This window comes from Bacillus sp. 166amftsu, from assembly GCF_900107445.1.
Taxonomy (GTDB): domain Bacteria; phylum Bacillota; class Bacilli; order Bacillales; family Bacillaceae_G; genus Bacillus_A; species Bacillus_A arachidis.
Genome location: NZ_FNQA01000004.1, coordinates 137,559 through 155,677 on the forward strand (window position 1 = coordinate 137,559; position 18,119 = coordinate 155,677).

An 18,119-nucleotide genomic window follows, 5' to 3' on the forward strand; every position below is an offset into this window, starting at 1 on the left:
GCGAAGAAGGGTGGTACCGCGAAATCTTTCGTCCCTTCAGCACATAGCTGGAGTGTGGACGTAGGATTTTTTTATTGTAAAAAAACAATTTTAAAGGAGGTTCATAAGAAAAATGCCTTCAAAAACGGAAGATAAAATGGCAACTGGTGCACAACTATTGTTAGAAGCGTTAGGAAAGGAAGACGTAGAAGTTATTTTTGGTTATCCAGGAGGTGCTGTTCTACCGCTCTATGATGCAATTTATGATTGCGAAATTCCTCATATTTTAACAAGACATGAACAAGGAGCGATTCATGCAGCTGAGGGGTATGCACGAGTTACAGGAAAACCTGGTGTTGTTATTGCGACAAGTGGTCCTGGTGCGACAAATGTAATTACGGGTCTTGCAGATGCAATGATTGACTCATTACCGCTTGTTGTTTTCACTGGTCAAGTAGCTACAACGCTGATTGGAAGTGATGCTTTCCAAGAAGCGGATATTATGGGGCTTACAATGCCAGTAACAAAACATAATTATCAAGTGCGCAGGGCATCAGATTTACCAAGAATTATTAAAGAGGCCTTTCATATTGCGAAAACGGGTCGACCAGGACCGGTAGTTATCGATCTTCCTAAAAACATGGTAGTAGAAAAAGGAGAGCGATGTAGTAACGTACAAATGGATTTGCCAGGATATCAACCAAACTATGAACCAAATTTATTGCAAATTAACAAATTATTACAAGCGATTGATGTTGCTGAGAAGCCGTTGATTTTAGCTGGAGCAGGCGTATTGCATGCAAAAGCTGCACAAGAATTAACAGATTTTGCACAAATGTATCGTATACCTGTGGTTCATACACTTCTTGGATTAGGTGGATTTCCTCCTCATGATGAGTTGTTTCTAGGAATGGGAGGGATGCACGGTTCGTATACAGCAAACATGGCGTTATATGAGTGTGATTTACTCATAAATCTCGGTGCGAGATTCGATGATCGTCTCACAGGAAATCTGGAATATTTTGCGAAAGAGGCTATAGTCGCACATATTGATATTGATCCAGCAGAAATTGGAAAGAATGTCCCTACAGAAATTCCGATTGTAGCAAGTGCAAAGCATGCTTTGGAGGCACTTCTTGTTTCTAAAGGGAAAAAAGAGAATCATAGTGCATGGTTATCACTTTTGAAAAGTAGAAAAGAACAATATCCTTTTTCTTACGATCAAGATTCTGATGAGATTAAACCACAATCGGCAATTGATATGCTATACGAAATCACAAAAGGCAAGGCGATTATTACAACAGATGTTGGACAGCACCAAATGTGGGCAGCTCAATATTATCCGCTTAAAGATCCAGATAAGTGGGTAACATCTGGAGGGCTTGGGACGATGGGATTTGGATTTCCAGCTGCTATTGGTGCACAAATTGCAAAGCCAAATGAGTTAGTTGTTGCAATTGTTGGGGATGCTGGTTTTCAAATGACACTACAAGAATTAGGTGTATTAAAAGAACATTCCTTGCCGGTTAAAGTTTTGATTTTAAATAATGAAGCTTTAGGCATGGTAAGACAATGGCAAGATGAATTTTATAATCAAAGATATTCTCATTCTTTGCTTTCTTGTCAACCGGATTTTGTAGCACTTGCACAGGCGTATGGGCTAAAAGGGATTCGCATTGAAAATCCATTATTAGCAAAGGAACAGTTAAAAGAGGCGATTGCTTTACAAGAACCAGTTGTAATTGATTGCAGGGTACTACAGTCCGAAAAAGTAATGCCGATGGTTGCTCCTGGAAAAGGGGTTCATCAAATGGAGGGGGTGGAAAAGTGATGAAAAGGATTGTTACGGCAACCGTTCGAAATCAAAGCGGCGTATTAAACCGAATTACCGGTGTTATGACGAGGAGGCATTTTAATATTGAAAGTATTTCTGTTGGGCATACAGAATCGTCTGATATTTCACGGATGACATTTGTTGTTCATGTCGAAAGCGAACAACAAGTGGAACAGCTCATTAAGCAACTGCATAAACAAATTGATGTGTTAAAAGTATCTGATATAACGGAAGAGGCGATGATTGCAAGGGAACTCGCTCTCATTAAAGTAGCAACAACAAGTGTATCAAGAGCCGAATTGTATAGCTTAATTGAACCGTTCCGAGCCACTGTAATAGATATTGGAAAGGATTCCATCGTGGTGCAAGTAACAGGTACGCAAGAAAAGGTAGAAGCGTTAATTGAGCTCTTGCGCCCATATGGCTTAAAAGAAATTGCAAGAACAGGTGTCACAGCATTCACGCGTAGCATGAAAAAACAAGATAAACAAATTATGTTAATTCAGTAATCATTTAAATATAGGGGGAGAAAGAATATGGCAAAAGTTTATTATGAGAAAGATGTAGCAGTAAATGTATTAAAGGGAAAGAAAGTAGCAATTGTTGGATATGGATCACAAGGTCATGCTCATGCACAAAACTTACGTGATAACAATTTTGAAGTAGTAGTTGGATTAAGGCCAGGAAAGTCATGGGAAAAGGCGGAAGGGGATGGCTTTGCTGTATATTCAGTGGCAGAGGCAACAAAGTTTGCGGATGTAGTAATGATTCTATTACCTGATGAACTACAACCAGAGGTATATGAAGCAGAAATCGAACCGAATTTACAAGCTGGAAATTCACTCGTGTTTGCACATGGGTTTAACGTTCATTTTAATCAAATTACACCACCAGAAGATGTAGATGTCTTTCTAGTTGCACCAAAAGGGCCAGGGCATTTAGTACGTCGTACATTTACCGAAGGCGGGGCAGTTCCGGCATTATTTGCTGTATATCAAGACGCAACAGGAGCAGCAACTGAAAAAGCATTATCCTATGCAGATGGAATCGGAGCAACGAGGGCTGGAGTATTAGAAACGACATTTAAAGAAGAAACAGAAACAGATTTATTTGGAGAACAGGCTGTACTTTGCGGAGGGGTTACTGCACTTGTAAAGGCAGGATTTGAAACATTAGTAGATGCTGGTTATCAACCAGAACTTGCCTATTTCGAATGTTTACATGAACTAAAGCTCATTGTTGATCTTATGTATGAAGGTGGACTTGAAAATATGAGATATTCTGTTTCTGATACAGCGCAGTGGGGGGATTTTGTATCAGGGCCACGTATTGTAACAGAACATACGAAGAAAGCGATGGATGAAGTGTTGAAAGAAATTCAAGATGGCACATTCGCAAGAGGATGGATTGCAGAGCATAAAGCAGGGAGACCACATTTCCATGCAACGAACGCTAAGGAGAATGGACATCAAATTGAGGTTGTTGGACGTAAATTACGTGAAATGATGCCGTTTGTACAACCGAAAGTAAAGGCGGAGGTTAAATAATATGAAACAGATTTTGTTCATGGATACGACGCTTCGTGATGGCGAACAATCACCCGGAGTCAATTTAAATGAACAAGAAAAGTTACAGATTGCCAAACAGTTAGAAAAACTAGGAATCAATGTGATGGAAGCAGGATTTGCAGCAGCTTCTGAAGGTGATTTTCGCTCAGTAAAACGTATTGCAGAAACGATTCAAAACGCTTCTGTTATGAGTCTAGCAAGAGCGAGGGAAAGTGATATTCAAAGAGCATATGAAGCTTTAAAACATGCAGCATCTCCAAGGTTACACGTCTTTTTGGCAACGAGTGATATTCATATGAAATATAAGCTTTGTATGTCAAAAGAAGATGTATTAGATAGTATTCATCGCTCTGTAACTTTAGGGAAATCGTTATTTCCCACAGTACAATTTTCAGCAGAAGATGCAACGAGAACGGCTCGTGCATTTTTAGCAGAAGCTGTGGAAGTTGCGATTCGTGCTGGAGCGGATGTTGTTAATATTCCGGATACAGTTGGTTATACCAATCCAGAAGAATACTACTCTCTTTTTAAATACTTACAAGAGTCCGTTCCTTCTTATGAAAAAGCTATTTTCTCTTGCCATTGCCATGACGATCTTGGAATGGCGGTAGCAAATTCATTAGCGGCGATTGAAGGCGGGGCCCTCCAAATAGAGGGAACAATTAATGGAATTGGAGAGCGCGCAGGTAATGCAGCTTTAGAAGAGGTAGCGGTAGCTTTGCATATTCGAAAAGACTATTATGAAGCCGATCCTTCTATGGTATTGAAAGAGATTAAGGCAACAAGTACATTAGTGAGTCGTTTAACAGGAATGGTTGTACCGAAAAATAAAGCGATTGTTGGAGCGAATGCGTTTGCTCATGAATCAGGTATTCATCAAGATGGTGTATTAAAAGAAGTAACGACATATGAAATTATTGCACCAGAGCTCATTGGTGAAGCGCAAAATTTGTTTGTACTTGGAAAGCATTCTGGTCGCCATGCGTTTACTGAAAAAATGAAGGAACTTGGCTATGAGTTTACGGAAGCAGAGCGAGATATAGCATTCAGCGCATTTAAGAGATTAGCAGATCGAAAAAAAGAGATTACAGAAGAAGATTTACGTGCATTAGTACTGGGAGAAACAGCATTTTCAACCCAGCAGTATAAAATTAAACAATTACAAGTACATTTTGTATCAAATAGTACGCAATGTGCAACAGTTGCACTAACAGATGAGGCAGGTAATGTGTACGAAGATGCAGCAACAGGAGCAGGGAGTATTGAAGCGATTTACAATGCAATTCAAAGGATTTTGGGACTTGAGTGTGAGTTAGCTGATTATCGCATTCAATCTATTACACAAGGTCAAGATGCACTTGCTCATGTTCATGTTGAATTGAAAGAAGGAACTCATCAAGTTACAGGTTTTGGTGTGGCGCAAGATGTATTAGAAGCATCAGCTAGAGCTTATGTACATGCAGCTGGAAAGTTAAAGGCTTTGTTATTGCTTGCAAAGTAATGTTTGATAAGTGGGGGAATACCCCCACTTCACTTAATTAAATTCAGAATAATCAGTAAAAATAAAAAGGGGTGCTGATCATTGGAAAAACGTATTGTTTGCTTAGCGGGTGATGGTGTTGGACCAGAAATTATGGAGAGTGCGAAGGAAGTACTGCACATGATAGAAAGGTTATATGGTCACCATTTTTATTTACAAGATGAACAATTTGGAGGAGCTGCGATTGATTCGTTTGGGCAACCATTGCCACCTCGAACATTAGCGGCATGTTTAGCAAGTGATGCGGTATTACTAGGTTCGGTTGGCGGACCGCGCTGGGACGACGCGAAAGAAAGACCGGAAAAAGGATTGCTTGCACTTCGAAAAGGGCTTGGTGTATTTGCTAATGTTCGTCCTGTCACTGTAGATGCAGCGACTGCTCATTTATCTCCATTGAAGGCTGCTGATAAGGTGGATTTTGTTGTTGTTCGTGAATTAACGGGTGGTATTTATTTCTCTTTTCCAAAAGAAAGAACAGAAGAAGTAGCTACAGATACGCTTACTTATCATCGTCATGAAATTGAGCGCATTGTTTCATACGCTTTTCAATTAGCGAGTAAACGTCGTAAAAAAGTTACTTCTATTGATAAAGCAAATGTTTTAGAGTCGAGTAAACTTTGGAGGGAAGTAACAAAAGAAGTGGCACTTCGCTATCCTAATATTGAACTTGAACATATTTTAGTAGATGCAGCGGCTATGGAATTGATTCGCAACCCAGGCAGGTTTGATGTTGTTGTAACAGAAAATTTATTTGGTGATATTTTAAGTGATGAGGCCTCTGTATTAGCTGGGTCACTAGGGATGCTTCCTTCGGCAAGTCACGCAGAGAATGGGCCTTCACTTTATGAACCAATTCATGGATCAGCACCAGACATTGCAGGGAAAAATAAAGTGAATCCAATTGCGATGATGCGTTCAGTTGCGATGATGCTTGGACAGTCTTTTGAACTAAGAAGAGAGGGAGAAGCGATTGAAGAAGCAATTTCTTCAGTTCTTCGCTCTGGGAAATGTACAGTTGATATCGGCGGAAATGAAACAACAACTTCGTTTACAAAGGCTGTACTTCAAGAAATGGAAGAACAAGCGTTAGTAGGGAGAGGAAGATAATGGCTAAAAGGTTACTGGATAAGTTGTGGGAGAGACATGTTGTTGCGACAAATGAAAATGGATTAGATTTATTATATATCGATCTTCATCTCGTACATGAAGTAACATCGCCGCAAGCGTTTGAAGGCTTGCGGCTCGCAAATCGAAACGTTCGGAGGCCGGATTTAACATTTGCAACGATGGATCATAATATTCCAACAAAGGATGTTTGGAACATTACGGATCGTATTGCTAAGCAACAATTAGATACACTTCGTGAAAATTGTAAGCAATTTAATATTCCATTAGCGGATATTGATGATGAACATCAAGGGATTGTTCATGTTATTGGACCGGAACTAGGACTTACACAACCGGGAAAGACCATTGTATGTGGTGATAGTCATACGGCAACACATGGAGCCTTTGGAGCGTTGTCATTTGGAATTGGTACAAGTGAAGTTGAACATGTATTAGCGACGCAAACATTATGGCAGAGAAAGCCAAAGGCAATGGGGATTGAATTAAAGGGGAAATTGCCTAAAGGAGTATACGCAAAAGATATTATTTTACACCTCCTAGCTACGCATGGGATAGCAGTTGGAACGGGATATGTGATGGAGTTTTACGGAGAAACAATTGTAAATATGGAAATGGAAGAGCGAATGACGCTTTGTAACATGGCAATCGAGGGCGGAGCAAAAGCAGGAATTATTGCGCCAGATGAAAAAACATTTGCTTATGTAAAAGGACGTGAGTATGCACCGGAAGAATTTGATTTGGCAGTAGCAAAGTGGAAGGAACTTTATACTGAGCCAGATGCAATATACGATACTTATATTTCAGTAGATGTTGCTAATCTAGTACCATATGTAACATGGGGAACAAATCCAAGTATGGGTATGCGTATTGATGAGAAGCTTCCAGAAACACATGATAAAAATGATGAACGAGCTTTAGCGTATATGGGGCTTCAGCCGGGACAGAGTGTATTTGATATTCCTGTTCAGCATGTATTTATTGGTTCTTGCACAAATTCTCGTTTATCAGATTTAGAAATCGCCGCGGCTGTTGTGAAGGGAAAAAAGGTAAAAGAAGGGGTGCGAGCGCTTGTTGTACCAGGGTCTAAAAGAGTACGAAAAGCAGCAATGGAAAAAGGATTGCACCGTATATTTGAAGAGGCGGGATTTGAATGGAGAGAACCTGGGTGTTCTATGTGTCTTGGGATGAATCCAGACCAAGTGCCTGAAGGAGAACATTGTGCATCTACTTCCAATCGGAATTTTGAAGGACGGCAGGGGAAGGGTGCAAGAACACATTTAGTCAGTCCTGCTATGGCAGCTGCCGCAGCACTTTATGGTCATTTCGTTGATGTAAGAAAGGAGAGTTATGATGGAGTCGTTTCGTATTCATAAAGGTACTGTTGCCGTACTAATGAACGATAATATTGATACAGATCAAATTATTCCAAAACAATATTTAAAGAGGATTGAACGAACGGGTTTTGGGCAATTTTTATTTGATGAATGGCGTTATGGGAATGACAGGCAAGAGAATCCGGATTTTCCATTAAATGCACCTGAGCGAAAAGGTGCAAGTATACTCATTACAGGTGAAAATTTTGGCTGTGGTTCATCACGAGAACATGCGCCATGGGCACTCGCTGACTATGGATTTCGTGTTATTGTTGCGGGGGGATTTGCAGATATTTTTTATATGAATTGTACGAAAAATGGCATGCTGCCAATCGTTATGGAAAAAGAAATGCGTGAAAAGTTAGCAGCTGTTGATCCAAGAGATGTCATCGAAGTTGATCTAGAGAATGAAGTGATTACAACCTCGCTACATCGTTTTCATTTTACAATTGAGAACATGTGGAAAGAAAAATTATTAAATGGTTTAGATGAAATCGGAATCACACTTCAATATGAGCAACAAATTCAAGAATATGAACGAAATACAGCTCGCTAATTTGTTTAGCGAGCTGTAATAAAATATAAATAAGGTTTGAATTTTGTTTACATTCTGAATTTTGTGTTATATACTATGTGAAAATAAGAGGAGAAAGGGAGTAAGGATAATGCTTACATTACAATCTATTAATATGCTTACACAACTACATCATCATACATAAACCCTTGAACCTAGCGTGAACAACGTGTAGGTACAAGGGTTAGTCCCGTTGTACCTACCCCCTATGAAAGGGCCTTGTAGGTATTTTTTCTACAAGGCCCTTTTTATTTTGTTCATGATTGCTATGGTGGGCATATATTAAAAGGGGAAATTTACTGATGAGAGCTTAAAGGAGTGTGAATCGGTATGACAAAATGGAAGCGAGCAAATCCAGATGGAACAAGAGATTATGTATTTGAAGAGTGTACGCTAATAGAAGAAGTTGAACAAAAATTGCGACGTACTTTTTTAGAAAGAGGCTATGAGGAAATCCGAACGCCTACGATTGAATTTTATGATGTCTTTTCTTTTCGGAATCGTCCGATAGATGAAGAGAAAATGTATAAGTTCTTTGACCAGCAAGGACGCATTATCGTGTTAAGACCTGATATGACAATCCCACTTGCAAGAGTAATAGGAACTCATGGTGAGGAAGCACCAGTGAAATTAACATATAGTGGGAATGTGTTTCGAGCGAACGAGTCGCTAGCTGGAAAATACAATGAAATCATTCAAACAGGTATTGAAATAATTGGGATAGATAATATACGTGCTGAAATTGAATGTATCGTAAGCGCAATTCACGCTCTTCAAGCTGTGGGGATTCAATCTTTTACAATAGAATTAGGGCAAGTTCAGTTATACAAGTGTATCGTTAAAAAGCTGTCATTTGGAGAAGAGGAGGAGTCGCTTTTACGTACGTATATTGAAAGTAAAAATTATGCAGAACTATCCCGTTTTTTACAAGAAAGGAACTTAGATCGACGTGATGAAACTGTACAGTTACTTGAAAAGTTACCAAGATTATTCGGAAAACTTGAAGTAATTGAAGAAGCGGAAAAACTTGCTTCGAATTATGAGATGAAGCAAGCGATTGCGCGGGTTAAAGAAATTTATAAAACGATTGAAAAATTAGGATATGCTTCGTATATCTCGATTGACCTTGGAATGATTCAACATTTGCATTATTATACAGGAATTATTTTTAGAGGATATATATATGATGTTGGAGGAGAAATCGTTAGTGGCGGAAGATATGATGAATTGCTTGGTAATTTTGGGGAACCGATGCCAGCAGTTGGATTGGCTGTACAAGTAAATCAAATTGTCCGGATATTACAAGAACAGCAAAAACAATTCAAACGAAAAAAATTAGATATGATCATTCATTATTCTTTGGATCGGATAGCAGAAGCAGAAAGACTATGTGGTTTACTTCAGAAAGATGGTTGGAAAGTGGAGTTATCTATGTTTGAGAATTTGCAAGATACATTTCAGTTTGCGAAGAAGAATGGGATTACAAAAGTGATTGAAGCGACTGGAAAAGCATTAGTGGAATATATGTGGAAAGAAAAATGGGTGATACAGAAAGAAGGAGAAACTTCATGCGTAACATTCAAATTGCGTTAACGAAAGGAAGATTGGAGGAACATACTATACCGCTTTTTGAAAAAATCGGTATAGATTGTTCGGAGCTGAAAGATAAAGGAAGAAGACTTGTTTTTCAAAGTGAAAATGCTAATATTTCGTTCATTCTTGTTAAAGCGGTTGATGTTGCAACATATGTAGAACATGGTGTTGCAGACATAGGTATTGTTGGAAAAGATATTTTAATGGAATATGAGAAAGATATATATGAAATGGTTGATTTAGAAGTAGGATGTTGTAAGTTTTGTGTCGCTTCTATCCCGACATATAATCCGAAAGGCTATCGAAAAAAGAGAATTGCTACAAAATATCCGCATATTACTTCCGGTTATTTTCGAGATAAGGGAGAAGATGTAGAAATTATTAAAATAGAAGGTTCAGTAGAAATCGCTCCACTTCTTGGATTAGCAGATGCGATTGTTGATATTGTAGAGACGGGAAAAACATTACAAGAAAATGGATTGATTGTATTTGAAGAAATGTATTCAATATCAGCTCGCATGATTGTAAATAAAGCTGCTTTAAAAACAAAAAAAGACGAAATATTCAATATTATAAATAAAATGGAGCGTGTCATCACTGCAGATAAATAAAGGGGGACTCTGGGTGGAAGTAATATCTGAAAACTACACGGAAGCGTTGAAGAGAATAAAGCAGTTAAGAGAACAGGCTAATATAATAGAAGAAACTGTACAGATACGCGTAAGGGAAATTGTTGAGGGTGTGAGAAAAGGGAAAGATGAGGCACTATTTTCTTATACAAAAACTTTTGATGGAATTGAATTACAAAAATTACGTGTTGCAAAAGAAGAAGTTGAAAAAGCGAGTAAATATGTGGAATCTTCATTTCTAGAAGCATTGCAATGCGCAAAGGAAAACATCATCTCATACCATGAAAAACAAAAAAGACAATCCTTTTTAGATTGTGAAAATGAGGGTGTGATTCGTGGGCAACTGATTAGACCATTGCAAACAGTTGGTGTATATGTACCAGGAGGAACTGCATCGTATCCGTCATCTGTACTTATGAATGTATTACCTGCTAAAATTGCCGGTGTTCAGAAGGTTGTAATGGTAACACCGCCAGGGAAAGCGGGAATAGATCCACATATTTTAGCAGCTGCTGAAATTGCCGGTGTAGATGAAATCTATACAGTAGGTGGTGCACAAGCGATAGGAGCATTAGCATATGGGACAGAATCGATTCCGAAAGTTGATAAAATTGTCGGTCCAGGGAATATATATGTGGCTCTTGCAAAACGTGAGGTATTTGGAGTTGTTCATATCGATATGATTGCTGGACCATCTGAGATCGTTGTAATTGCTGACAAAACTGGAAATGCGTCTTTTATCGCAGCGGACTTATTATCTCAAGCTGAGCATGATGTGAGAGCAACAGCGATTTGTATTACAACTTGTGTAGAACTTGCTAAAGAGATAGAAAGAGAAATAAAGCAGCAACTTCGGGAATTGCCAAGAAGTGAAATAGCTTGTGAATCAATAGAAAGAAACGGAGCAATTCTCGTTGTTCCTTCGCTAGAGCACGCGTTTCAATTGTCAAATGAAATAGCACCGGAGCATTTAGAGTTGCACATAAAAGAGCCGATGAACGCTTTGGCATATATTCAGCATGCGGGTTCGATTTTTATTGGTCCGTATGCACCAGAGCCACTTGGAGATTATTTTGCAGGACCCAATCATGTACTGCCAACAAGCGGAACGGCGCGTTTCTTTTCACCGTTATCGGTTGATGATTTTGTGAAAAAATCGAGCTTTGTATCCTATACAAAAGAAGCGTTACAAAACGTTCAACATCATATTACAACGCTCGCTGATAAAGAGGGACTACATGCGCATGCAAGAGCAATACAAATTCGATTTGAGGAGGAGAAATAATGCGTGAGGCAAGTCAAGTACGAGGAACGACAGAAACAAAAATCAAACTGAGTTTACAACTAGATGAAAGTACAAATGTTGCGATTCAAACAGGTGTGGGGTTTTTTGATCATATGTTAACTTTGTTTGCAAGACATGGACGATTTGGTTTGCAAATCGAAGCAGAAGGTGATGTGTTTGTTGACGCTCATCATACTGTTGAAGATGTTGGTATTGTACTTGGAAATTGTTTGAAAGAGGCACTGCAAAATAAAGAAGGGATTAATCGTTACGGAGCGGCATATGTACCAATGGATGAAGCATTAGGCTTTGTAGCAATTGATATAAGCGGAAGGTCTTATCTTGTCTTTCAAGGTGAATTGAAAAATCCTAAGTTAGGAGATTTTGATACAGAGCTGACAGAGGAGTTTTTTAGAGCGGTTGCCCACGCTGCCAATATCACACTACATGCTCGAATATTATATGGAAGTAATACCCATCACAAAATTGAAGCGTTATTTAAAGCGTTTGGACGTGCACTGCGTGAAGCGGTGGACAAAAATGACAAAATTGTTGGTGTAAACTCTACGAAAGGACTGTTGTAATTGATTGCAATTGTAGATTATGGAATGGGGAATATTCGCAGTGTTGAACAGGCGTTAACACGTATTGGGGCTAAGCATATTGTAACAGATGATAAAGAGAAGATATTACAAAGTGACGGTGTGATCTTACCAGGAGTTGGAGCTTTTCCAAAAGCAATGATTGCTTTGCAGGAAAAAGATCTCGTTTCAGTAATTCAAGAAATTGGAGCACAAGGAAAACCACTACTTGGTATTTGTTTAGGGATGCAGATTTTATTTGAAGAAAGTGAAGAAATAGAGAGAACAAAAGGATTAGGTTTGTTGCCAGGAGTAGTTCGAAAGCTGAAAGTCCCTTATAAAATACCGCATATGGGCTGGAATCAATTAAAGAAGAAACGGGAAATGGAGCTGTGGAATGGAGTAGAAAATGGTTCATTTGTGTATTATGTTCATTCCTATTATGTAGATTGTCCAAGTGAGGTTGTATGTGGTAGTAGTGACTATAAGATTGATATTCCAGGGATTGTTGCGAAAGGGAATATATTTGGAGCGCAGTTTCACCCTGAAAAAAGCGGTGATATCGGAATACAAATGTTAAGAAACTTTAAAGGAGTGGTAGAATCATGGAAATCTTCCCAGCTATCGATTTAAAACAAGGGCGGTGTGTTAGGCTTTATCAAGGAGAATTTAATAAGGAAAAAGTTATGAATGAAAATCCAGTTGCTCAAGCATTATTATTTGAAAAATTAGGTGCAAGAACATTACACATTGTTGATTTAGACGGGGCGGTTGCAGGTCAATCAATGAATCTTTCTGTAATTGAGGATATATGTAAAGCAGTTCGAATTCCGGTTCAAGTAGGCGGAGGAATACGCTCTCTTAAAACGATTGAAAAGTTACTGTCAGTAGGAGTAGAAAAAGTTATTTTAGGAACGGCAGCATTGTATGATCGTCCTTTTTTAGAAGAAGCAGTTCGTTTATATGGAGAAAATATTATTGTTGGTATTGATGCGAAAAATGGTTTTGTTGCAACGAGAGGCTGGTTAGATGTGTCTGAAATTTCTTATATTGACCTTGCGAAGAAAATGGAAAGTGCCGGCGTGCAAACAATCATTTTTACAGATATTGCAAAAGATGGTACGTTAGAGGGTCCGAACTTCGAGCAACTGCAATTACTACAGAAAGCGGTGGCGATCCGTATTGTTGCATCAGGCGGCGTATGCTCATTGCAAGATATACAGAAGTTAAACGATATGAATGTCTATGGCGTTATTATCGGAAAAGCGTTATATGAAAAAACAATTGATTTAGAAGAGGCATTGCAGGTGACAAAGATATGTTAACGAAGCGAATCATTCCATGTTTAGATGTGAAAGATGGCCGTGTTGTAAAGGGTGTGAATTTTGTAGGATTACAAGATGTTGGTGATCCTGTTGAAATAGCTGATTTGTATAATAAAGCAGGTGCAGATGAAATTGTTTTTTTAGATATTACGGCGACGCATGAGGGGAGAAAAACAATTATAGATGTTGTAGAGAGAGCGGCGTCAAAAGTGTTTATTCCGCTTACAGTTGGGGGTGGGATTTCCACTATTCAAGATATATATGCCTTGCTAAGAGCAGGTGCGGACAAAGTTTCACTTAACTCAGCGGCAGTACGAAATCCAAAATTAGTTGGGGAAGGAGCCAAACATTTTGGTTCCCAATGTATTGTTGTCGCAATTGATGCAAGGAAAGTAAAAGAAAATAAATGGAACGTATATGTAAATGGTGGACGGATTGATACAGGAATTGATGCTGTACAATGGGCAAAGCAGGTAGAACAGTTAGGGGCTGGCGAGATTTTACTTACGAGTATGGATGCAGATGGGACGAAGGATGGCTATGATATTCGTTTGACTAAAACAATTTCAGAAGCTGTCTCGATTCCAGTTATTGCATCAGGAGGATGTGGAAGCGCGGAACATATTGTAAAGGTGTTTCAAAAAACATCGGTAAATGCAGCATTAGCAGCCTCTATTTTTCACTATGGTGAGGCAACAGTGCAAGAGGTGAAGCAAAAATTACAAGAAGCGAAAATTGAGGTGAGAATATGACGCCTGATTTCTCAAAGGGATTGTTGCCAGCTATTGTGGTAGAAGAAGAAACAAAAGAAGTTTTGATGTTAGCATATATGAATGAAGAAGCATATAAAAAAACGTTAGAGACGAAGAAAACATGGTTTTATTCACGCTCGCGGCAAGCGTTATGGAATAAAGGAGAAACGTCTGGGCACATGCAGTATGTTCAATCTCTGTATTTAGATTGTGATCAAGATTCGATTGTAATTATGGTTAAGCAAGTAGGACCAGCTTGTCATACAGGAGAGAAAACATGCTTTCATTATAAAATCATATAGGGGGATCTGAGGATGGAAGACGTACTGAAGTCTTTATATGAAACTATTGAGCAGCGTAAAGAAAGTCCAATTTCGGAATCATATACAAGTTATTTATTTACAAAAGGTGAAGATAAGATTTTAAAAAAAATAGGGGAAGAGTGTATAGAAGTTGTGATCGCTGCAAAAAACGATGATAAAGAAGAACTTATAAAAGAAATGGTCGATGTGATTTATCACTGCTTTGTTTTACTAGCCACAAAAAATATTCCATTAGAAGATGTGTTAGAAGAAGTGAAAGAGAGACAAGGAAAGCTCTCAAAAACAGGGGAACGAAAAGAAATTGATACATTATAAGGGGGGAAGAGTATGAAAGTAGATTATCACCTTCATTTAGAAGAAGGTCCGTATTCAATAGGATGGTTGGCGAGAATAAATGAATCGCTAGAACATTTTCAACCACTCAAAGAAGAAAAGCACTCTATTGAATGGCTCATGAAAACACAAGAACGTTTGCAAAAGCGTGTGCAAGACGGTCCGTTTACAGCGGAATGGATTGATTTATATTTAGAAGAAGCGCTGCAAAAAGGAATAAAAGAAGTGGGGATTGTTGATCATCTCTATCGCTTTTATGAGGCAAAAGAGTATTACGAAAAATATGTAGACATTAGTGATTCAAAGCTCGGTCGACTGCAGAAAGAATGGCTAGATCAAGTGCGGGTAGCTTCCATTTCTGATTTTACAAAAGCAATTCAAGAGGCAAAGGAGCGTTGGAGAAAAAGAGGAGTAGTGCTGCGCCTTGGGATTGAAGCTGATTATTTTATTGATGGAGAGAGAGAGCTAGAAGATTTGTTAGCATTAGGAGATTGGGATTATGTAATTGGTTCTGTCCATTTTATTGATGGATGGGGATTTGATAACCCAGATACGAAAGAATATTTCGAAAATCATCAGCTAAATACATTGTATGGTGCCTTTTTCACAACAGTAGAAAAGGCAGTTCGTTCGAGATTATTTGATATTGTAGCGCACCTTGATAATATAAAAGTATTTAATTATCGATTAGATGAAAATGTACAGATTCCATATTACGAAAGAATTGCTAAGGCATTAATAGAAACAAATACAGCAACGGAAGTAAATGCTGGATTATATTATCGTTATCCTGTTCGAGAGATGTGTCCAAGTCCGCTTTATTTACAAGCGTTAGCGCAGCATAAAGTACCGATTACTCTTTCATCAGATGCTCATTACCCAAATGACTTAGGAAATTATATCCGGGAAAATGTGAAAACATTACGTAATCATGGTATTTCTCATGTTGCTACATTTGAAAAACGGATGAGGAAGATGAAGCTGCTTGAAGAAGAATCGGTAACTGTTTCAAAGTAAAAATGATTTTGTGATGAAAACCTTTCTTTTTGCTCAAAATAAAAAAGAATGATAAAGGAGGGTTTGAAATGACAAAACAAAACAACAAACAGAACATGAAAGTGACGAATCAAAGTTATGCTTCCCAAACGAACGAGGAAGTTGATTCTGTAGTGCAAGAACAAATTAGTGATACGGTAGCAGAAGGAACGATTGATGTAAAGCTGGGAAAACAATCTAGTGAAGAGCAATAAATAAAAGAGGAGATATCGATCTCCTCTTTTATTATGTGGAAAAGTGTCAGTTTTCGGAACTGTAATCAAATTTCTTGGCTTTTTTGATATAGATTTCTTACAATAAAATATAAAGGAGTTTTCATTTTTAAATAGAAGAGGTGCTTATTAGTGGCGAAAATATTAGTGGCAGGAAAAATTCCAGAAATCGGACTACAATTATTACAAAATCATGATGTGGAAATGTATGATAAGGAAGGATTAATTAGTGTAGAGGAACTAGCAGAACGAGTAAAGGAAAAAGATGCACTGTTAAGTTTACTTTCAACAAAGGTAACAAAGGAAGTAATTGATGTAGCACCTGATTTGAAAATCATTGCCAACTATGGTGCAGGTTACGATAATATCGATTATATGTATGCTGCAGAAAAAGGAATTACAGTTACAAATACACCAAAAGTTTCAACAGAAGCAACAGCAGAGTTAACATTTGCCCTTCTTTTAGCAGCTGCAAGACGAATTCCAGAAGGAGATACATTATGTCGTACTGTAGGATTTAATGGCTGGGCACCACTCTTTTTCCTAGGCCGAGAAGTATATGGGAAAACAATTGGAATCATCGGCCTTGGTGAAATTGGAAAAGCAGTTGCGAAACGTGCAAAAGCATTTGGAATGAATGTGATTTATACAGGACCAAACCGTAAGGATGAGGCAGAAAGTGAATTAGAAGCAATATATGTAACATTAGAAGAACTATTACAAACAGCAGACTTTATTACGATTAATTGTGCGTATAATCCAAGTCTTCATCATATGATTGATGAAGAACAATTTAAAATGATGAAGAAAACAGCATATATCATAAATGCAGCACGTGGTCCAATTATGAATGAACTAGCGCTTGCTCATGCGTTAGAGACAAATGAAATTGAAGGGGCGGCTCTTGATGTATTTGAGTTTGAACCGAAAATTACAGAGAGATTAAAGGGGCTGAAAAATGTTGTTCTTACTCCGCATGTTGGAAACGCAACGTTTGAAACACGTGACGCTATGGCTGAAATGGCAGTACGTAACATTTTAGCTGTATTAGAAGGAGAGGAACCATTAACACCTGTGAAACAAAAAGTATTAGTTACAAAATAGCAAGAACCCTTCCGAATTCGGAAGGGTTCTTGCTATTTTTCTTTATTTGCTCGTTTTTTATGAGATGGCCTTTGTCTAAGAAATTGAGATAACATAAACAAAATATAAAGTGGAATAGCAATGAATAGAAATACTGAAATGTTGCCAAAACTCGTTTTATACATTGTATAAATACTACCAATTAAAAATAGCGTAACAATAATGCTGTAACGTGGAATTGGTACATCTTTTAAACTTGGGATTCGAATGCGACTTACCATTAAAAATGCAAACGTTACAAATACCGTAATGAGGACGATTTTTGGAATGGTATTTGAAAACAATGTTAAGAAGGCAACAAGTCCTCCTGCTGCAGTAATAGGAACACCAGTGAAATACTTCATAGAAGTAGAGGATGGCGTTACATTGAACCTTGCTAAGCGATATGCTCCGAATAGGGGGAATAGTCCTGCTATGTATAGTCCAATAATTCCGTAATTGGAAAAGGAGGTGTAGTACATTAAAACCGCAGGCGCAGCACCGAATGTTACAACATCTGCTAGTGAATCAAGTTCTTTTCCCATTTGTGAATCAACACGCAATAAACGAGCAACCCGACCATCAAGACTATCTAACATCATCCCGATTAGTACTAAAATAGCAGCTGGTTTATAATACCCTAAAGATGCATAGCCGATTGATAAAAATCCACTGTATAAATTTCCGAGCGTAAATAAGTTTGGAATTGCTGCTCTATACAAAATCTGATCCCTTGCTTTCTGTAATAAATTCTTAATTAGTGTATGAAAGTTTACTTATTTTATCATAACATAAATTTCTTTCGACGTACGAAAAAATTCCCATTTTGTGAAAGATTTCATAACGTGAAACCCTCATTTAGCTTAATGGTGGGATTCGATAAAGTGAGGGTTGAGCTAAGGGAGAGAGAGG

At 38.2% G+C, this 18,119-nt stretch carries 20 protein-coding genes and 1 other annotated feature (1 of these 21 only partly in view); of the genes, 19 read left to right on the forward strand and 1 reads right to left on the reverse strand.

The window, feature by feature from the left end:
* Positions 1–39, forward strand: a binding site (T-box leader) (it extends 191 nt beyond the left edge of the window).
* Between the two features lie 73 nt (positions 40–112).
* From ilvB to BLV40_RS13950, 19 genes are all read left to right on the forward strand, one after another.
* On the forward strand, positions 113–1,810 hold the full coding sequence (ilvB, locus tag BLV40_RS13860; RefSeq protein WP_090690969.1) for an acetolactate synthase large subunit: 1,698 nt from the start codon (positions 113–115) through the stop codon (positions 1,808–1,810).
* Positions 1,810–2,322, forward strand: a complete 513-nt coding sequence (ilvN, locus tag BLV40_RS13865) for an acetolactate synthase small subunit (RefSeq protein WP_026591301.1) — start codon at positions 1,810–1,812, stop codon at positions 2,320–2,322. Before ilvB ends, ilvN begins: the two co-directional genes overlap by 1 nt.
* A gap of 27 nt (positions 2,323–2,349) precedes the next feature.
* Positions 2,350–3,360 carry a ketol-acid reductoisomerase gene (gene ilvC, locus BLV40_RS13870; protein WP_026591300.1) on the forward strand — a complete coding sequence of 337 codons (1,011 nt, stop codon included), beginning with the start codon at positions 2,350–2,352 and terminating at the stop codon, positions 3,358–3,360.
* Between the two features lies 1 nt (position 3,361).
* Complete coding sequence (locus BLV40_RS13875) at positions 3,362–4,882, forward strand: 2-isopropylmalate synthase (protein ID WP_090690973.1); 1,521 nt, start codon at positions 3,362–3,364, stop codon at positions 4,880–4,882.
* A gap of 81 nt (positions 4,883–4,963) precedes the next feature.
* On the forward strand, positions 4,964–6,028 hold the full coding sequence (leuB, locus tag BLV40_RS13880) for a 3-isopropylmalate dehydrogenase (RefSeq protein ID WP_090690976.1): 1,065 nt from the start codon (positions 4,964–4,966) through the stop codon (positions 6,026–6,028).
* Positions 6,028–7,422 (forward strand): 3-isopropylmalate dehydratase large subunit, encoded by a 1,395-nt coding sequence (gene leuC, locus BLV40_RS13885; protein ID WP_090690980.1) that lies wholly within the window; start codon positions 6,028–6,030, stop codon positions 7,420–7,422. Before leuB ends, leuC begins: the two co-directional genes overlap by 1 nt.
* Positions 7,400–7,978: a 3-isopropylmalate dehydratase small subunit gene (leuD, locus tag BLV40_RS13890; protein ID WP_026591296.1), complete on the forward strand. Its 579-nt coding sequence runs from the start codon at positions 7,400–7,402 to the stop codon at positions 7,976–7,978. Before leuC ends, leuD begins: the two co-directional genes overlap by 23 nt.
* A gap of 348 nt (positions 7,979–8,326) precedes the next feature.
* Positions 8,327–9,589 carry an ATP phosphoribosyltransferase regulatory subunit gene (gene hisZ, locus BLV40_RS13895; RefSeq protein ID WP_026591295.1) on the forward strand — a complete coding sequence of 421 codons (1,263 nt, stop codon included), beginning with the start codon at positions 8,327–8,329 and terminating at the stop codon, positions 9,587–9,589.
* On the forward strand, positions 9,565–10,200 hold the full coding sequence (gene hisG / locus BLV40_RS13900; RefSeq protein ID WP_090690984.1) for an ATP phosphoribosyltransferase: 636 nt from the start codon (positions 9,565–9,567) through the stop codon (positions 10,198–10,200). Before hisZ ends, hisG begins: the two co-directional genes overlap by 25 nt.
* Positions 10,201–10,213: 13 nt before the next feature.
* Positions 10,214–11,503: a histidinol dehydrogenase gene (gene hisD, locus BLV40_RS13905; protein WP_026591293.1), complete on the forward strand. Its 1,290-nt coding sequence runs from the start codon at positions 10,214–10,216 to the stop codon at positions 11,501–11,503.
* Positions 11,503–12,087 carry an imidazoleglycerol-phosphate dehydratase HisB gene (gene hisB, locus BLV40_RS13910; RefSeq protein WP_090690987.1) on the forward strand — a complete coding sequence of 195 codons (585 nt, stop codon included), beginning with the start codon at positions 11,503–11,505 and terminating at the stop codon, positions 12,085–12,087. The genes hisD and hisB overlap by 1 nt, the downstream gene beginning before the upstream one ends.
* The gene (hisH, locus tag BLV40_RS13915) at positions 12,088–12,717 is read left to right on the forward strand and encodes an imidazole glycerol phosphate synthase subunit HisH (RefSeq protein WP_090690991.1); all 630 of its coding nucleotides are present in this window, start codon (positions 12,088–12,090) and stop codon (positions 12,715–12,717) included. It begins immediately after the preceding gene.
* Entirely contained in the window at positions 12,690–13,409 is a 720-nt protein-coding gene (gene hisA, locus BLV40_RS13920; RefSeq protein WP_026591290.1) for a 1-(5-phosphoribosyl)-5-[(5-phosphoribosylamino)methylideneamino]imidazole-4-carboxamide isomerase, read from the forward strand. Before hisH ends, hisA begins: the two co-directional genes overlap by 28 nt.
* A complete protein-coding gene (gene hisF / locus BLV40_RS13925; protein WP_090690995.1) occupies positions 13,403–14,161 on the forward strand; it encodes an imidazole glycerol phosphate synthase subunit HisF in 759 nt (252 codons plus the stop codon). Before hisA ends, hisF begins: the two co-directional genes overlap by 7 nt.
* On the forward strand, positions 14,158–14,463 hold the full coding sequence (gene hisI / locus BLV40_RS13930; RefSeq protein ID WP_026591288.1) for a phosphoribosyl-AMP cyclohydrolase: 306 nt from the start codon (positions 14,158–14,160) through the stop codon (positions 14,461–14,463). The genes hisF and hisI overlap by 4 nt, the downstream gene beginning before the upstream one ends.
* A gap of 12 nt (positions 14,464–14,475) precedes the next feature.
* On the forward strand, positions 14,476–14,799 hold the full coding sequence (gene hisE, locus BLV40_RS13935) for a phosphoribosyl-ATP diphosphatase (protein ID WP_090690997.1): 324 nt from the start codon (positions 14,476–14,478) through the stop codon (positions 14,797–14,799).
* A gap of 12 nt (positions 14,800–14,811) precedes the next feature.
* Positions 14,812–15,834, forward strand: a complete 1,023-nt coding sequence (locus BLV40_RS13940) for a histidinol phosphate phosphatase domain-containing protein (RefSeq protein ID WP_090690999.1) — start codon at positions 14,812–14,814, stop codon at positions 15,832–15,834.
* A 68-nt stretch (positions 15,835–15,902) separates the two neighbouring features.
* The gene (locus tag BLV40_RS13945) at positions 15,903–16,067 is read left to right on the forward strand and encodes a DUF4025 domain-containing protein (RefSeq protein WP_081810991.1); all 165 of its coding nucleotides are present in this window, start codon (positions 15,903–15,905) and stop codon (positions 16,065–16,067) included.
* Between the two features lie 150 nt (positions 16,068–16,217).
* On the forward strand, positions 16,218–17,189 hold the full coding sequence (locus BLV40_RS13950) for an NAD(P)-dependent oxidoreductase (RefSeq protein WP_090691002.1): 972 nt from the start codon (positions 16,218–16,220) through the stop codon (positions 17,187–17,189).
* A 32-nt stretch (positions 17,190–17,221) separates the two neighbouring features.
* On the opposite strand, the gene pssA is transcribed toward BLV40_RS13950, so the two are convergent.
* The gene (pssA, locus tag BLV40_RS13955; RefSeq protein WP_026591284.1) at positions 17,222–17,929 is read right to left on the reverse strand and encodes a CDP-diacylglycerol--serine O-phosphatidyltransferase; all 708 of its coding nucleotides are present in this window, start codon (positions 17,927–17,929) and stop codon (positions 17,222–17,224) included.
* Positions 17,930–18,119: the final 190 nt, after the last annotated feature.

Bases quoted from the DNA above. Each gene is read 5' to 3' on its own strand.
- ilvB (WP_090690969.1), top strand. From the start codon at position 113: ATGCCTTCAAAAACGGAAGATAAAATGGCAACTGGTGCACAACTATTG.
- ilvN (WP_026591301.1), top strand. From the start codon at position 1,810: ATGAAAAGGATTGTTACGGCAACCGTTCGAAATCAAAGCGGCGTATTA.
- ilvC (WP_026591300.1), top strand. From the start codon at position 2,350: ATGGCAAAAGTTTATTATGAGAAAGATGTAGCAGTAAATGTATTAAAG.
- BLV40_RS13875 (WP_090690973.1), top strand. From the start codon at position 3,362: ATGAAACAGATTTTGTTCATGGATACGACGCTTCGTGATGGCGAACAA.
- leuC (WP_090690980.1), top strand. From the start codon at position 6,028: ATGGCTAAAAGGTTACTGGATAAGTTGTGGGAGAGACATGTTGTTGCG.
- leuD (WP_026591296.1), top strand. From the start codon at position 7,400: ATGGAGTCGTTTCGTATTCATAAAGGTACTGTTGCCGTACTAATGAAC.
- hisZ (WP_026591295.1), top strand. From the start codon at position 8,327: ATGACAAAATGGAAGCGAGCAAATCCAGATGGAACAAGAGATTATGTA.
- hisG (WP_090690984.1), top strand. From the start codon at position 9,565: ATGCGTAACATTCAAATTGCGTTAACGAAAGGAAGATTGGAGGAACAT.
- hisB (WP_090690987.1), top strand. From the start codon at position 11,503: ATGCGTGAGGCAAGTCAAGTACGAGGAACGACAGAAACAAAAATCAAA.
- hisA (WP_026591290.1), top strand. From the start codon at position 12,690: ATGGAAATCTTCCCAGCTATCGATTTAAAACAAGGGCGGTGTGTTAGG.
- hisF (WP_090690995.1), top strand. From the start codon at position 13,403: ATGTTAACGAAGCGAATCATTCCATGTTTAGATGTGAAAGATGGCCGT.
- hisI (WP_026591288.1), top strand. From the start codon at position 14,158: ATGACGCCTGATTTCTCAAAGGGATTGTTGCCAGCTATTGTGGTAGAA.
- hisE (WP_090690997.1), top strand. From the start codon at position 14,476: ATGGAAGACGTACTGAAGTCTTTATATGAAACTATTGAGCAGCGTAAA.
- BLV40_RS13940 (WP_090690999.1), top strand. From the start codon at position 14,812: ATGAAAGTAGATTATCACCTTCATTTAGAAGAAGGTCCGTATTCAATA.
- BLV40_RS13945 (WP_081810991.1), top strand. From the start codon at position 15,903: ATGACAAAACAAAACAACAAACAGAACATGAAAGTGACGAATCAAAGT.